This is a genomic window from Bacteroidales bacterium, from assembly GCA_012517825.1.
Lineage (GTDB): Bacteria > Bacteroidota > Bacteroidia > Bacteroidales > JAAYUG01 > JAAYUG01.
The window spans coordinates 1-15349 of sequence record JAAYUG010000148.1; the positions used below are offsets into that span (position 1 = coordinate 1).

Consider the following 15349-nt stretch of genomic DNA (forward strand, 5'->3'; position numbering starts at 1 on the left):
AACAAAGGGGTAGCGTAGTAATTTCCATATACCTGGAGATTACGGTAGCCAACCCTTGCCGTGTAGGCATAGCGCAGAGGCGAAAGGTTAAAATCATCACGGATTTTGTCTTTTTGTTTTCCATCCAGTTTATAGATTACCTTGGTATGGCTTCCGAGTTTAAGTCCTCCCACCACACCTACCGAAAAATACAGACGTTTCTTCGGAGGGCCCGGGAACTGGAATTCCAGCAAAAGAGGCAGGTTCAGGTATGTGGTAGCCAGTTTGGTTTTTTCCAGATTAATTCCGCGGGCACCGTAATCGAGCGATACGGTATTTCCCAGACTGTCCTTGGTAATGCTGTTGTTCCCGTCAAAATGGTAATTGTTGAAGGCAAAACCAAGTCCGGTAACCAGCCCGATTTTATCAGAATACAAGCCGAAACTCTGTTCGAACAGATTGAGGTTATAATTCCAGGACTTGCCGGTATTCAGGTCCATGAAGCGGTTTTCGTCGGTGCGCGACATGCTGAAATCCCTGTCAACAAAGTTATTCAGACCGAAGGCAAATCCGGCCCAGTGTCCTTTCATCCTTGGATGGGAGGTTTTTTCTCCATGGTCTTCACCTTCCGTTTCAACTTCAACTTCTTCAGGAGCTTTTTCATCAGGCTTTTTATCTTCGTCAATTTCTGTCACTTTTACAATGGTCTCCGGGCCGTCTTCAATAATGGCAATGCCTTTTTTCCCGATTTTCAGGCGGACAGTGTCTTTCTTGTTATCGGCTGACACAATGATGACTCTTTCAGAAGAAGTACTGTCGGAAAGTTCATCCGGTTTTTCAGTGCCTGCGATCCCTGACGAATCAGAATCCTGCATGTAAGCCGGAATGACAAATGCTGTAAACACCAGCATTAATAGTAAACGTTTCATAGTTTTAATCATTAGATTCAACAATCTGAACAGGTTATTCTGTCAGTATGACGGACAGGAGGAGGATTTGTTACAGGGTTCAGTTATTTTTTTTAACCGGAGCCGACAATGCAAACAGGGGGGATTCAAAATCCACGGCAATGAGATTTCCGTCGGGGCCATATTTTTTGTCGAGGCGGATTTTTGCTCCGGTAAGTTTGCCCAGGCCATTGACACCAGCTTCAGCAATGTCCCACAGGGTAATTGGTGTTTTGTCGTTTGCTGATACCGGCTTGATTCGCTTCCTTATTTCCATGGCGGCAAGTTCAGTCAGGGACAAATATTCTTCACGAGGTTTTTGCTGAAGGGTTGACGAAGGTGTTCCGGTCAGTGCTGCCTGCATTCCCAGCGAGGGATACGTATAAGGAACAGGCTGGAGAGGAATCGGCTGAACTTCTTTCAGCGCAAAATCCTCTTTAGTTTCATTTGACTTTTGTGCTTGCGTAACCCGGGTCTTCCCCTCGGGCATTCCTGATTTTTCTGCCGTTGCGGTGTATTCCGGTTTGCCGGAGTTAACGGGCTGATCTACGGTACGGATTTCTTCAGAAGGTTTTTCTGCAGCAGGAACCTGAACAACGGTTGTACCGGCTGAAGGATGTGTTTCTGAAAAAGGTCTTTCCAGCAACAGGTACAAACCGGCCAGCAAGAGGAAGGAAGCGGCGGCTGCAAAAGCATTTCTGTAATACAAAAGGGTCCTTTTTCTGCCGCGGTATAATGCTTTTCTGGAGGGAAAGCGTATGGAAAGATCAGGAGAAAGGTGTACTTTCCGGAAAAGTTCAAGATCCTTTTGTTTTTCAGGGTGCTGGGTTAAATAGAGTTCCAGATTTTGCTCCTGACGCATGGTCAGAAGATTTTCTGACGAAGCAACGGCAAATTCTTCAAAATTATCAGCCGTAACTCTGGTCTTCAGTGCGAAATCCTTGTGAAGGGTGTTTTTCCCGGTAAAGGATTCATTTCCCGGAGTAAGGGAAAATTTGTCAATTTCAGAGAGCAATTCTTTCAGGTCAGGATTTTCACGGAGAAAGGCAAGAAAGAGGATGGTATCCTCGGGCGAAAGTTTTCCGTCGAGAAAGTCAGCTGCGTATACTTCAAAATTTTCTCTTGTAATCATATCAGATGACATTTTCGAGGCTTCCAATATAGTTTTTCAGAAAAACCCGTCCTCTGAAAATATATACCTTCACCTGGGATTCGCTAAGGCCGGTAATACGGGCAATTTCTTCATAGGAGTATCCTTCATAGTCGCGCAGCAGTATAACAGCTTTCTGAACTTCCGGAAGGCGGTTCATAGCTTCATGAAGAATTTCATTCAGGTCGCTGTAATGGGTATTGTGTGTGTCCATTTCATTTGGCATTTCATCGGTGAATTCCTGGCGGCTATCCTTTCGCAGTATGTCAATCATGGTATGGTAAGCGGCTGTAAACAGGTAACTTTTTGCTTTGCTGAATTCAACCGTATCGGCCCTGGTCCAGAGTTTTTCAAAGGTATCCTGCACAATATCCTTTGCCCTTTCCGCATCCCTGAGATTCTTCAGAACGAAGCGGTACAGGCTGTCGGCATACTGGTCTACACACAGGTTATATTCGTCAGTGGTCATGTTCTGGCCGGTAGTGTAAATAAGACGAATGTAACCAAGAAATGTTACACCTGAGAAGGAAATTATTTTCCGGCGCAATCAAAAAAGGTACTGACGGGTGTTTTTTGTGAAGGCCCGTGAATTGAAAAAAAATACAGCCGACTGTTACCAATGGCCAGCCGGCTGTATTGGAAAAGCTTCTGAACTCAGAACGGGATGCCTGCCCTGAAAAAGATCACATCCAGAATCAGCCCCAGAAGGAAAAGTGAACCAAACTGACGGTTATAAACGAATGCATAACTGACAAGATACAATGGCCAGCTTCCTTTTGGGATATCGTCAGGTTCTGACGAAGGACGGGGTCTGGAAAATATACGGATGGTTTTAAACAGTTTTGGCAGGGCAAGCAATATGATCAGCACCGAAGCACCAGTCATTCCTGTTATGACAATCATTGCTACCAAAAGATACTGAAGTATTAAAAGACTGATGGTAAGGTACCTGGCCGATTTTTCTCCAACAATCACCGGCAGGGTACGAACGCCTTTTTCCTTATCTTCCTTAAGTTTGTCAATGTGTTTGCCGAGAAGCACCGATGTCGGACCGAGCGCATAAACAAGACTGATCCATAATACGCTCCAGTCCCATCGGCCGCCTGAGACCACAAGGAAAGTGCCTCCTACCATGAGAGGTCCCCACACCAGAACAACCGAGGGTTCCCCGAGCCCGTAATACTTGAGCGGCCATGTGTAAAACAAAAGGAAAAAGAGACCCGCCAGCATAAATACCAGGGCCGGAAATCCTGAATGAATGACAAGATACAAGCCTATGGCTGTTGCAAGTGCACCTGAAATAAAAATGTAGGTGAGAAACTGCCGGGGGTTCAGGAGTCCGTGCTCAAGCGCCTGAGGACCGTATTGGGCACGGTAATAATTGTTATGGTCAATCCCTTTCCGGTAATCCACATAATCGTTGATCAGATTGTTGGTGGCATGGGCAAGGACAAGGCCTGTCAGTGCAAGCAGGAACATGAACGGAGAGAAGGAACCTGTCCGGAAGGCCAGAAGCCCCCCTATACCTGCTGAAAGTGCCGTCATTACAAACACGGCTGAACGGCTGGCAATCAGCCATCGGGAAATGATATCCAGATGGTTCCATTCTTCCTTCGAAATCCGGGGAATGACTCTCAGAGCCTTCCCCCACATAGCTACATTTATCATAACACGCTGATTTATTTGTTATAGTTGTAACAACAACCGACAAAAGAAAAAGGTTCAACTTCAAAATTTTATATCGCATTCAGAGATTTTTTTTACTTTTAACTTTTTGAAATATATTTTTGCACCGAATAAAATTTCAGAAATATGGCTGAACATATTGGAGAAATTATCCAGGTTATTGGTCCGGTTGTTGACGTCAGTTTTGAGAATGCAGGCGGGGACCTCCCGAAGATACATGATGCACTGGAAGTGATGCGGGACAATGGCGAGGTTCTGATTGTTGAATGCCAGCAGCATATAGGAGAAAACAGTGTTCGGGCCATTGCCATGGATTCAACCGACGGGTTGTACAGGGGGATGAAAGTCCGGGCTACGGGTGGTGCCATCAAAATGCCCGTTGGTGAGCAAATCAGAGGTCGTTTGCTGAACGTTACCGGCCAGCCGATTGACGGATTGGGGAAATTCAGTATGGAAGGAGGGTATGAGGTTCATGGTAAACCGCCTAAGTTTGAGAATCTGAGTACAGAAACGGCCATACTATTTACCGGTATTAAGGTTATCGATCTGCTGGAGCCTTACGCCAAAGGAGGAAAGATCGGGCTTTTCGGCGGTGCCGGTGTAGGAAAGACGGTCATCATCATGGAACTGATCAATAATATAGCCAAAAAATATTCCGGACTTTCGGTTTTTGCCGGAGTTGGAGAGCGAACCCGTGAAGGAAATGATCTGCTGAGGGAAATGATTGAATCGGGAGTAATCCGCTACGGTGAAGGATTCCTTAAGTCAATGGAAGAAGGGGGCTGGGATCTGTCAAAAATAGACCAGGAAGAACTGCGCCGGTCGCAGGCAACTCTGGTCTTCGGACAGATGAATGAGCCGCCCGGAGCCCGTGCAACCGTTGCTCTTTCGGGCCTTACTATTGCCGAATCGTTCCGTGACGGTGATGAGAAAAGCGGAGGCAGGGATATTCTTTTCTTTGTTGACAATATTTTCCGTTTTACCCAGGCAGGTTCTGAAGTATCGGCGCTTTTGGGCCGTATGCCTTCGGCTGTAGGATACCAGCCAACCCTTGCCACGGAAATGGGGCTTATGCAGGAACGTATTACTTCCACCAAACGGGGCTCCATTACTTCGGTTCAGGCAATTTATGTTCCGGCTGACGACCTTACTGACCCTGCCCCGGCAACAACCTTTGCCCACCTCGATGCCACTACGGTGCTCGACCGGAAAATCGCAGAGCTGGGAATTTATCCTGCGGTAAATCCCCTTGACTCCACTTCGCGCATTCTGACTCCGGGCATTGTTGGCAAGGAACATTATGAAACGGCACAAAAGGTCAAGGAAATACTGCAACGGTACAAGGAATTACAGGATATTATTGCCATTCTCGGAATGGATGAACTTTCGGAAGAAGATAAACTGGTGGTGCACCGGGCAAGAAGAGTGCAGCGGTTTCTCAGCCAGCCGTTCCATGTGGCATCGCAGTTTACCGGAATTCCGGGTGTGCTGGTGTCCATTGAAGACACCATCAAGGGTTTCAATATGATATTGAACGGCGAGGTGGATAAATATCCTGAAATGGCTTTCAACCTTGTTGGAACAATTGAAGATGCCATTGAGAAAGGGGAGAGAATGATATCGGAAGCCAAAAAATAAACGGGGATGAAGCTGGATATAGTCACACCCGAAAAAAATGTATTCTCAGGCAAAATCAGCCTGATATCGGTACCCGGAGCAGAAGGATGCTTTGAAGTACTGCCCAACCATGCTCCTATTTTAAGCCTTCTGGAAGAGGGAAAAATTAAGGTTATTACCGAAGACGGTCAAAAACTTATCTTTCAGATTGAAAGCGGAGTGATTGAAGTAAAGAGCAACAAAATCATTGTTCTTGCTGAGAAGCTGAAAGAAGTTACCGGCCAGTGAGCGAAAGCTATTTTCTGACAAAGATAAAATCACCGCCTTCATCGCCTGTTTCACGTATTTCTCCGAACTGGGGAATCTGATTGTTTGCACTGTTGTTAATCACTGCGGTTTTAAAACTGTAAAACAGTTGTTCGGCGGAAATGAACTTTTTATCGTTGTTCTGAAGCCTCTTGATCAGGTACTCAATAAACACACTCCGGTCGGGTACGGCATTCAAGGCACCGCTTGTCATGGCCTTGCGGCTGGGGTAGCGGTAAAGTTCCTGGATGTCGGCTGAAGCGTCTGTAAAGGCTTCCCGTGTTTTAAAAATCGACCCGCCGAAGCAGGCATCAGTAATCAAAAGAGTATGCCGTGCATTGATCCCTCCGATATAGGTTTTCAGATCAGCATTGGAAAACCAGGTTCCCCTGTTTTTTTCGGAAGCATCAACCGGAAGCCAGAAACCCTGCTTCAGCTTTTCATCCCAATGACCATGTCCGGCATAAAAAATCAATAGATTGTCATCAGGAGTTACTTTTTCAACCAGGTCGTCCAGTGCTTTGGTAATCTGCTGGCGCCGGGGATTGCTCAGAAGAATAACATTTTCTCGGCTGAAGGTATAGAATTTGGTGAGTACATCATACAATGCCTGCGCATCTTTAACCGGCTGGTCAAGGTCATTGATATTCGGGTCCAGATAGTCCTGTATTCCGATGATCAAAGCATAATATTTTCCGCGGTTGATTTCTTCCTGGAATTGGGTTCCCAGAGTGGACTCCACGCTGATTCCATTCCTGCCATCCGTAAGAGGTACCGGAAAATCTTCCGTTTTTGACTGGGAGGAGGCTTTTGCCTGAGCTGAAACCGGTTCATTATCGTCTATGTCAAGTTTCCCTTTTTCTGCCCATACTCTGGAAGCAATCTGGGGTGTGATGATCTGAACACTGGCAGTTGTGGTTTCGGCAAATTGCTTCCGGCCCTCCATATTGGTTATCTGGTGCAATGCCTTAACTCCATAGCCGGCGGCAGGATTAAATTCAACAAAACAGGAACGTCCCGGAAAAGTCTCAATAACAAGCCGGTCAATTTCCTGGCCCTTTTTGTCAGTTACCCGTAGAATCAGTTTTTCAGAGTAAGCAATGCCAACAACGATCCATTTCCCTTTTGATTCCTGCGTGACAGCCGGATTGATTCCTTCGAATGTTCCGATATACTTGTCGCCGAAGTAAACCTTAAAGTCTTTGTCGCTGTTGGTTGATTTCTTCAATCGGTTGATATAGACAATAACATCTTCCTGCGGCTGCTGGGAAAATAAGGGAACAGCTGCCACCAGCAGAAGAAGGAGCAAGGAGAGTTTTTTCATGCGGTTTGGTTTTCTTAAACAGAACGGGAAAAGAAATGATTTCCAGTACAATATTACGAAAACAATCAGAAATGGTTACATTATTTGCATATCAGACGGTTGGCGCTCAGCAACACCAGGCTGATACATAAAATCATTCCGGGGATGCTGAAAAACGAAGTTTTGAGACATCCCCGGAAAAAAAAGACAAAAAACCGAAACTTATTTCTTCAGCTTACCCAGACGGGCAGTTACTTTCACCTTGGTGGTTTTTATGAAAATCTGATTGACAGTTTCTGTTTCAAATTGAGGATACAAAACAATGTCGTAGCCCGGGTTGTCCTTGATCATGTTGTAGATAGCGTACATGTTGACCCGTTTGGCAAGAAAGGAACCGATGATGGGAATTTCAAACCCTGAAATTCCGGAAACTTCTCCCATTTTTTTATCAAAAAGGCGTGCCCAGTCAATGCCAAGGATTTTAACTTCCGTGGCTTCTCCTGAAACCTGGTCAGAATACTCGAAATCACCCTTGTTGAATTCAATATAATTATTGGGTGTTTTCATGGAATGGGAGGATACTGTACATTGTGCAAACAACAATGCAACTACTCCCGCAATAAGAAACAGTTTTAAAAATTTCATAGGCTTATTCATTTTGGTTAGAAAATACTGTTAGGCCTTTCAAAGGTAAGATATTTCACAAATCTGGCAAATGGGAACAAAATCAATAAAATATTACATAATGAATAGTAACTTAAGCAAATAGATGAAATTACCATTCGGTAGGCAATGATAAACGAACAGCTTTAATTGATAAATAAACAGACATTTTCCATAAAATTTGCCGTAATTTGCAGTTACTATCATCAGCATAATGAACAGGAAAGCATCAGTTATTACGTTACATTCTCACATACAGGAAGATCCAGTTCTTCCGGAGAGGATGCATTTAATGCGATTACTGGCTATGATTCTGGTTTCCGGAATATTTTTTCTTGGGAGCGGGGTTTCAGAAGCTCAGGTTGAAACGGATTTTCCGGCGTCCGACGGATTGACCGTGCATGCTGATGAATATATTCTGAGCGATACACTACCGTATATAGTGTTGTTTCATCAGACTGGTTCCAGCAGGGGAGAATACAAAGAAATTGCACCACGTTTTGTGCGCATGGGATTCAACTGCCTGGCGGTGGATCTCAGAACAGGGGGTGAAAAGAATTATGTCAGGAATATAACTGCCATGAACGCAAGAGGGGCAGGATTGCAACCGGGTTATTACGATGCCCTGTACGATATCCGGGGTGCTGTTTCGTATGCGGAAGGGAAGAGCAAAAAACCCATTATTCTGCTGGGCAGTATGTTTTCAGCCTCCCTCTGTCTGGTTGAGGCGGTCAATAATCCGCACGTTTCAGCAGTAATTGCCCTGAGTCCGGGTGAATATTTCGGCCGCCGAATTTCGGTAACCGATTCGATGCAGTTTCTTGACAAGCCGGTTTACGTTTATTCCACCCAGGAGGAACATCCGTATGTTGCCCGCATCTTTGAAAAAACAAGGGGCCAGGCTGTTACCATGGTTCAGCCGGTTAATGTTCCCGGTCATCAGGGATCCGCGGCATTGCTGAAAGAAAATCCTGAAAGTCACGAACTATGGCTTGCCCTGATGATATTCCTGAACAAACTTTTTCTGAGTGCCCAATGACCGTCAAGTTTCTGATTATCCGGTTCAGTTCCATCGGAGATATTGTTCTAACAACACCGGTTATCCGGTGCCTTAAAAAACAGGTTGAAGGGGCTGAAATTCATTATCTGACCAAACCGGCGTATGCTTCTGTCTTACGGGGTAATCCTTATATTGACCGGATTGTTCTGCTGAAACCTTCGGTAGGCGAAACCATCAGAGAACTGAAGGAAGAGGGGTATGATTACGTGATAGACCTTCATAACAGCCTTCGCTCCTGGCGCGTTAAAACAGCTCTTCCCTGGCTTTCCTTCAGTGTGAAGAAGCTGAACTGGCAGAAATGGCTCATGGTACAGTTTAAAATCAATAAACTGCCGGATAGGCATATTGTTGACCGGTATCTGGATACGGTGAAACTTTTTGACGTTGAAAATGACGGCAAAGGGCTTGATTTTTTTCTGTCTTCTGAGGACGAGGTGCCCCGGAGCGAACTACCCGCCTTTCTGCACGGAGGTTACATTGCTGTTGCCATGGGAGCCCGGCATACAACAAAACAAATTCCACCTGAAAAAATTGCCATGCTGTGCCGGCACTTCAACCGGCCGGTTCTGCTATTGGGCGACAAATTTGACGTTGCAAATGCTGAACAGGTTGTCCGCATGGCCGGAGGGAATGTGTTCAATGCCTGCGGGAAATTTTCCCTGCGGCAGTCCGCCTGGCTGGTTAAGCAGTCGCTGGCTGTTGTCACCCCTGATACCGGACTGATGCATATTGCTTCAGCCTTTAAGAAAAATGTCATCTCGGTGTGGGGCAATACCATTCCTGCGTTTGGCATGTATCCCTATCTGCCGGGAGAAAAATCCCGCATCTTTGAGGTCAACGGCCTTTCCTGCCGGCCCTGTTCCAAACTGGGTTACCCGTCGTGCCCGAAAAAACATTTCCGCTGTATGATGGATATTGATTATAAAGAGCTTGCTGAGTATGTAAACCAGATTACCGTCTGAAAGGTATTTCAAAACCCTTTTTTAAGGCTGGATCCTTTGACACTATTTTAAAATTGTCGGAAATTACATTGTAATGATGATTAAGATCATTTAGGGGAATTCTCCACCCGATAAAAAAAGATGTATCATTGTTAGCGTTAACGAACCAATTAATTCCGGGAATATGGATTATCTGAAAGTGCGGTTTGACAGGGAGAATGTCTGGTTGGAAGGCAGAGCCCTGAGGGATACTGACTGTGAAACAGTATATGCCCTGAAAAGTATGGCTGGTAACATTAAAGAAATTCACATTGATATAGAATACATGAATTGCTGCTTCAGCAGGGCATTGTATGCATTTCTATCCCGGATGGATAATGCGGAAATTTATTGGCACATCAAAGATCCTTTTTATGTTCATGCTGACTTGCCGGAATTGTATTCTGAGGTTTCAGGGCGTCCAATAAAACTCATTGACGAGACCACGTTTGCGGTGGCATGACATCCCGGGAGACTGTCCCGGGTTATTGATTTTTCGCAATCTCCGGCAGGATATTTTCTGAATCTTTGTACAAAAGCAGGCGGTTGCATGAGGCCGCCCCGGTTCCGATGGTTTTTCGTATATTGGGCCGAAAAAAGGGTATGAAACCCACATGTTTTACAAACACAAACACAGCGGTAATAAAATGCCGAACATGTGGGTTCCATCATACCATTGAAAATTAATTTTATTATGATGAAATATCTGGTTACGGGTACTGCCGGATTCATTGGATACCATGTTGTCAGAAAGCTGATGGAACAGGGGCAGGAAGTTATAGGAGCCGATAATATCAACCATTATTATGAGCCGGAACTGAAGTATGCCCGCTTAGCCCAATGCGGGATTACCAGGGATGAAGCCGACACGGGGAAACTGACAGTCAGCAAAACATACCCTTCCTATCGTTTTATTAAATGTTCTCTCGAACAGAAGAAAGAGCTTTTCAGGATTTTTGAGCAGGAGAGGCCGGATATCGTCATCCACCTGGCGGCACAGGCCGGAGTGCGGTACAGCCTTCAGCATCCTGAAGCATACATCGAGTCGAATGTAGAAGGGTTTCTGAATATTCTGGAGGGATGCAGGGCATTTCCGGTAAGGCATCTCGTATTTGCCAGCAGTTCAAGTGTGTATGGTCTCAACAAGGCTATGCCCTTCAGCGAGCACCATTCGGTGGATCATCCTGTGAGCCTGTACGCTGCGACAAAAAAAGCCAATGAGCTGATGGCCCATTCCTATAGCCACCTTTTCGGAATACCCTCAACAGGACTGCGTTTTTTTACGGTTTATGGTCCATGGGGACGCCCCGACATGGCTTTGTTTATTTTCACGCGGTCTATTCTGAAAGGGGAACCTTTGGAAGTATTCAACAAGGGGGAAATGGCCCGCGATTTTACCTACATTGACGACATTACCGAAGGTATTTTGCGGGTTGCTGCAATGCCTCCTGCCGGAAGAAGCGACTGGGATCCTGAGCATCCTGATCCTGCCTTTTCAACTGCTCCGTACCGGATTTTCAATATTGGAAATAACCGGCCGGTGCGTCTGCTCGACTTTATCCATGCGCTGGAGAAGGAACTTGGCAGAAAGGCCACTTTGCAATACAAACCAATGCAGCCGGGAGATGTGCCGGGTACCTGGGCTGATGTATCGGATCTGGAAGCAGTTACGGGATACAAACCCCGCACATCGGTTGAAGAAGGGGTACACCGTTTTGTACAATGGTACCTCGCCTACTATGAAAAAGGATCAACCTGAATAAAAAATCCTCCGTCAGGAGAATAAAAAAAATCAGCCGGTTGATGCTGGGAAACAACCGGCCGATTGAACGTATTTATACACTCTCTTCTGTGGGCTGTACTGGATTCGAACCAGTGACCCCTACCCTGTCAAGGTAATGCTCTAAACCAACTGAGCTAACAGCCCGTAATCAATGGAGCAGATTTTCAGGGGGCAAAGTTAAAAAAAATAGCCGGTATAATCAACTACTGCTTCAATTTTGGGTTTGCTTTATGACGGTTGGCGTCACGGCTGGTTTTTTTCTGCAGGTTTTTTTCCAGGGCTGTAGTAAGATCTATGCCGGTCTGGTTGGCGATACACAGAAGCACAAACAGCACGTCAGCCATTTCGTCTTCGAGATTTCCCTGATTGCTTCCCTCCCGGTGCGATTGTTCTCCGTAGCGGCGGGCCATGATACGTGCCATTTCACCAACTTCCTCCATCAGCAGAGCAAGGTTGGTGAGTTCATTAAAGTATCGAACGCCGTGTTCCTTTATCCATTGATCGGCTTTTTCCTGGGCTTCCTTCAGTGTCATCATTCCTTGTTTTTGGTATCCATAATGATCGTTACCGGTCCGTCGTTAACAATGTGCACCTGCATGTAGGCGCCAAATTTACCGGTTTCCACCACGCAACCGGAAACCTGACGCAGGGTATGCACGAATTGGTTGAACAGGGGTTCTGCGGTTTCAGGCCTTGCGGCCCGGCTGTAAGAAGGCCTGTTGCCCTTACGGGTACTGGCATGAAGGGTGAACTGGCTGATGACCAGAATTTCACCCCGTACATCCTGCACCGAGAGATTCATGACACCATCGGCATCGTCAAAAATGCGCAGGCGGGAAATTTTTCCGCATAACCAATCAATATCGTCCGGGGTATCTGACTCTTCAATGCCGACAAGAATCATTAATCCCGCTCCCAGTGACTTTTTTTCCGTATTGTCGATGGTTACTTCTGAAAATGTGGTTCGTTGAATGACGGCACGCATAGCTGAAATGTTATACGGTTACCTGAAACAAAATATCCCGGCACTTCTTCCGTTTCATGCATATCCTGCTTTATTTGCAGCGTTTTACTAATATTGCAGGGCTAAAATACATTTTTTAAAGATTGCAGGAATGGGAGTGCTGAAAAAGGTGCTGGTTGTTTTGCTTATTGTTATCGGATTAATTGGTTCAGTAAGCATTTCGGTTGGTTTTTTTTTCCGGAGAGACCTGACAGAATTTGTGCTGAATGAACTGAATCACTTTTTACGGATCAAAGTTGAGGCCTCGGAAATCAAATTTCATTTTCTGAGCAGTTTTCCAAGAGCTTCCGTTGAGTTTTCCAATGTCACAGGCTTTGCTCCTGCTGATTTTTCTGCTCATCAGTTTTCGGGTTATGGCGATACGGTATTTGCCTTCAAAGCGATCCGGCTCGAATTCAGTTTGCCCGATCTTCTCAGAAAGTATTACAGCATCCATTCGGTTCAGATCAATGAGGGAAACCTCAATGTATTGATTGACAGGAACGGTATTCCCAACTATCTGGTGTGGAAAAAAAGCGAAACCGGAGCGGAAAGCAAATTCTTTGTTGAACTGAAGGATGTGAAAATCCGGGATGTCTTTTTTCGATACGAAAGTCTCTTCAAGCAGGTCAGGATTGAAAACTTTCTTTCCCATGCAAGGGTACAGGGTGATTTCAGTGCATCCGAATTTACCATGGCCATTAAAGCCTCAGGCTTCACAGGGGTAATGCAGATTGACAGCCTGGTTTTTCCGGGGGGCATCAGGACGTCGGCTGAAACAAAAATTCTGGTAAAAGACGGAACATACAATATTCAGGGAGGAAAGCTGGAAGCCGGCAAACTTTTGCTGACGGCAGAAGGGACAATGAAGGAGGGACCTCCCCTGTTGATTGACATCGTTGTGCAGATAAAGAATGCCGACATGCGGGAGATTCTCCGATCCCTTCCCCTGGCGTACAAGGAAAAATTTGAGAAATTCTCCCCTTCCGGGCGGGTAACAGGATTTGTACGAATTTACGATACCGTGAGCCCATCCCTTTCTCCACGTGTTGAAGCGGAATATCAGCTGGAAAAAGGCCGCTTCCGCCTCGTGAAAGAGGTGTATCTGGAAAATCTGGCAACAAAGCTTCGTTTCAGCACGGGAGCGTTCCACAGTTTAAGATCAGCTTCCGTTCATTTATCGGAAACTTCTTTCTCGATTGGAAACAGCAGGTTCTCGGGTTCTCTCCGGTTGGAAAATTTTATTCACCCTTCTGTGATGATGTCATTCAAAACAGACGCTGATGCAGGAGATCTTTTCCGCTCCTTTTCCTTGGATTCAGCCATTGTCTGCCAGGGGCGGATACGGGGAGATTTTTTTGCCCGGGGAACCCTTCAAAGCCTGACAACGTTCAAAAGGAAAGCATTAGCCGACTGGAATTATGGCGGCACCCTGCAGATATCCGACGGGGCCGTATTTTTAAGAGATCAGGGTATCCGGCTGACAGACATCAGCGGATTGGTAAAACCCGGCCACGAATTTGTCATCAAAGACATGAACCTGGTATCGGGGCCCAACCGTTTCAGGGTACAGGCGCTTTTGCCAGGCTTTCACCGGTGGCTGACATCGGGAGAAATGCTTGAGATGCATGCACAGGTTTATTCTCCTTCCCTGAAACTTACCCTGGGTTCAGAAGAAAAGACGAGGGAACCGGTCCAGAAAAGCAAGGGGCTTCATTTTCCCGACAGCATCCGTTTTCATCTCGATTTCTCACTGGATCACTTGAAGATTGGCAAGTTTGGGGCGGATCATGTGGCCGGCATGGCATCGTATTATCCTTTCATGCTGGTTCTTAGGTCGGTAACCATGGAAACCATGGCGGGAAAAGTTTCCGGAGGCGGCGCTGTGGTACAGCGTTACAACTATGATTTTATGGTGCGGGCTCAGTGCAATTTTAATAAACTGGATATTAACCAGTTGTTTTCAGGGATGAACAGTTTCGGGCAGACTTTTATAACCGACAAACATGTAAGGGGTATCCTTGATGGGAATGCTGATGTCCAGGCTGAATGGGACAATCAGTTCCGCCTTAAGCCGGAAACTGTGCTTGCCGGAGCTTCTGTGACTATTTCCAGGGGAGAGCTGATTGATTTTGAACCATTGATGGGATTGTCGGACTTTATTAAGGTTGAAGACCTCCAGCACGTTTATTTTTCGACGCTTCAGAATGAAATCTATATCCGCGACAAGACCGTCATTCTCCCGGTAATGGACATAAAATCGTCGGCACTTAATATTTCCGCTTCGGGAGAACACCATTTTGACAATACCTATACCTACCGGATTCGTCTTCTTCTTAATGAGGTATTGAGCGGAAAAGCCAGGAAAATGAAAAAAGAAAATACCGAATTCGGAATAGTATCACCGGATGATGCGCATAAAATGCTGCTGCATCTGGTTATACGGGGCGACGGGAAGAATGTAAGCGTGGGGTACGATACAAAATCAGCTTTTTCTGATATCAAGGGCCGTCTGAGAAATGAAAAGGAAACCCTGAAAACCATTTTGAAAGAAGAATTCAGTCGCAACCGGTCCGACAGTTCATTCCGTACCGGCAATAAAACCAGGGGGGTTGAATCGCCGAAAATTGAATTTGATGAGCAATGGCAACCCTCCTCCGAACCGGAGAAAAAGGCCGTTAAAAAGCAGGACGATAAGGCAACATACAGGATTGAATGGGATGAGGACTTTCTTCCTGATACGACAAAAAAGAAATGAGTAACTTCGTTTCCTTATGAAGAATATCTACCGCGAGAAACAACGCTGGAAATTCCTGCTTTTCCTTACGGCAGTTGCAATTGGCGTCAGTTCTCTTTTTTACACCAATCAGCT

General features: G+C 45.8%; 15 protein-coding genes and 1 tRNA gene. 7 read left to right on the plus strand and 9 right to left on the minus strand.

Annotated elements, in window-relative coordinates:
* From GX419_10395 to GX419_10410, 4 genes are all read right to left on the minus strand, one after another.
* Positions 1-908 (minus strand): PorT family protein (locus tag GX419_10395; GenBank protein ID NLI25102.1); only part of this gene is annotated, 908 nt, incomplete at its 3' end.
* Between the two features lie 79 nt (positions 909-987).
* Positions 988-2058, minus strand: coding sequence for a hypothetical protein (locus GX419_10400; protein ID NLI25103.1), 1071 nt, complete (start codon positions 2056-2058; stop codon positions 988-990).
* A gap of 1 nt (position 2059) precedes the next feature.
* A complete protein-coding gene (locus GX419_10405; protein ID NLI25104.1) occupies positions 2060-2545 on the minus strand; it encodes an RNA polymerase sigma factor in 486 nt (161 codons plus the stop codon).
* Between the two features lie 185 nt (positions 2546-2730).
* Entirely contained in the window at positions 2731-3744 is a 1014-nt protein-coding gene (locus GX419_10410; protein ID NLI25105.1) for a prenyltransferase, read from the minus strand.
* 144 nt (positions 3745-3888) lie between these two features.
* Here GX419_10410 and GX419_10415 point away from each other — a divergent pair, with 144 nt between their 5' ends.
* Positions 3889-5400, plus strand: coding sequence for a F0F1 ATP synthase subunit beta (locus GX419_10415; protein ID NLI25106.1), 1512 nt, complete (start codon positions 3889-3891; stop codon positions 5398-5400).
* Between the two features lie 6 nt (positions 5401-5406).
* Positions 5407-5667: an ATP synthase F1 subunit epsilon gene (gene atpC / locus GX419_10420; GenBank protein NLI25107.1), complete on the plus strand. Its 261-nt coding sequence runs from the start codon at positions 5407-5409 to the stop codon at positions 5665-5667.
* A 7-nt stretch (positions 5668-5674) separates the two neighbouring features.
* Here the strand turns inward: atpC and GX419_10425 are convergent, their stop codons facing one another.
* Complete coding sequence (locus GX419_10425) at positions 5675-7009, minus strand: caspase family protein (protein ID NLI25108.1); 1335 nt, start codon at positions 7007-7009, stop codon at positions 5675-5677.
* 201 nt (positions 7010-7210) lie between these two features.
* Positions 7211-7633 carry a hypothetical protein gene (locus GX419_10430; protein ID NLI25109.1) on the minus strand — a complete coding sequence of 141 codons (423 nt, stop codon included), beginning with the start codon at positions 7631-7633 and terminating at the stop codon, positions 7211-7213.
* A 325-nt stretch (positions 7634-7958) separates the two neighbouring features.
* Here GX419_10430 and GX419_10435 point away from each other — a divergent pair, with 325 nt between their 5' ends.
* From GX419_10435 to GX419_10450, 4 genes are all read left to right on the plus strand, one after another.
* Positions 7959-8690 carry an alpha/beta hydrolase gene (locus GX419_10435; GenBank protein ID NLI25110.1) on the plus strand — a complete coding sequence of 244 codons (732 nt, stop codon included), beginning with the start codon at positions 7959-7961 and terminating at the stop codon, positions 8688-8690.
* Positions 8687-9673 carry a glycosyltransferase family 9 protein gene (locus tag GX419_10440; protein NLI25111.1) on the plus strand — a complete coding sequence of 329 codons (987 nt, stop codon included), beginning with the start codon at positions 8687-8689 and terminating at the stop codon, positions 9671-9673. The genes GX419_10435 and GX419_10440 overlap by 4 nt, the downstream gene beginning before the upstream one ends.
* Positions 9674-9836: 163 nt before the next feature.
* Complete coding sequence (locus GX419_10445) at positions 9837-10154, plus strand: hypothetical protein (protein NLI25112.1); 318 nt, start codon at positions 9837-9839, stop codon at positions 10152-10154.
* A gap of 234 nt (positions 10155-10388) precedes the next feature.
* Positions 10389-11450, plus strand: coding sequence for an NAD-dependent epimerase (locus GX419_10450; GenBank protein NLI25113.1), 1062 nt, complete (start codon positions 10389-10391; stop codon positions 11448-11450).
* 93 nt (positions 11451-11543) lie between these two features.
* Here the strand turns inward: GX419_10450 and GX419_10455 are convergent.
* From GX419_10455 to GX419_10465, 3 genes are all read right to left on the minus strand, one after another.
* Positions 11544-11618, minus strand: a tRNA-Val gene (locus tag GX419_10455).
* 59 nt (positions 11619-11677) lie between these two features.
* Positions 11678-12007 (minus strand): nucleotide pyrophosphohydrolase, encoded by a 330-nt coding sequence (locus GX419_10460; GenBank protein NLI25114.1) that lies wholly within the window; start codon positions 12005-12007, stop codon positions 11678-11680.
* Positions 12007-12459, minus strand: coding sequence for a D-tyrosyl-tRNA(Tyr) deacylase (locus GX419_10465; protein NLI25115.1), 453 nt, complete (start codon positions 12457-12459; stop codon positions 12007-12009). Before GX419_10465 ends, GX419_10460 begins: the two co-directional genes overlap by 1 nt.
* Before the next feature lie 130 nt (positions 12460-12589).
* On the opposite strand from GX419_10465, the gene GX419_10470 reads away from it, so the two are divergent.
* Positions 12590-15235 carry an AsmA-like C-terminal region-containing protein gene (locus tag GX419_10470; protein NLI25116.1) on the plus strand — a complete coding sequence of 882 codons (2646 nt, stop codon included), beginning with the start codon at positions 12590-12592 and terminating at the stop codon, positions 15233-15235.
* The last annotated feature ends 114 nt before the right edge of the window (positions 15236-15349 follow it).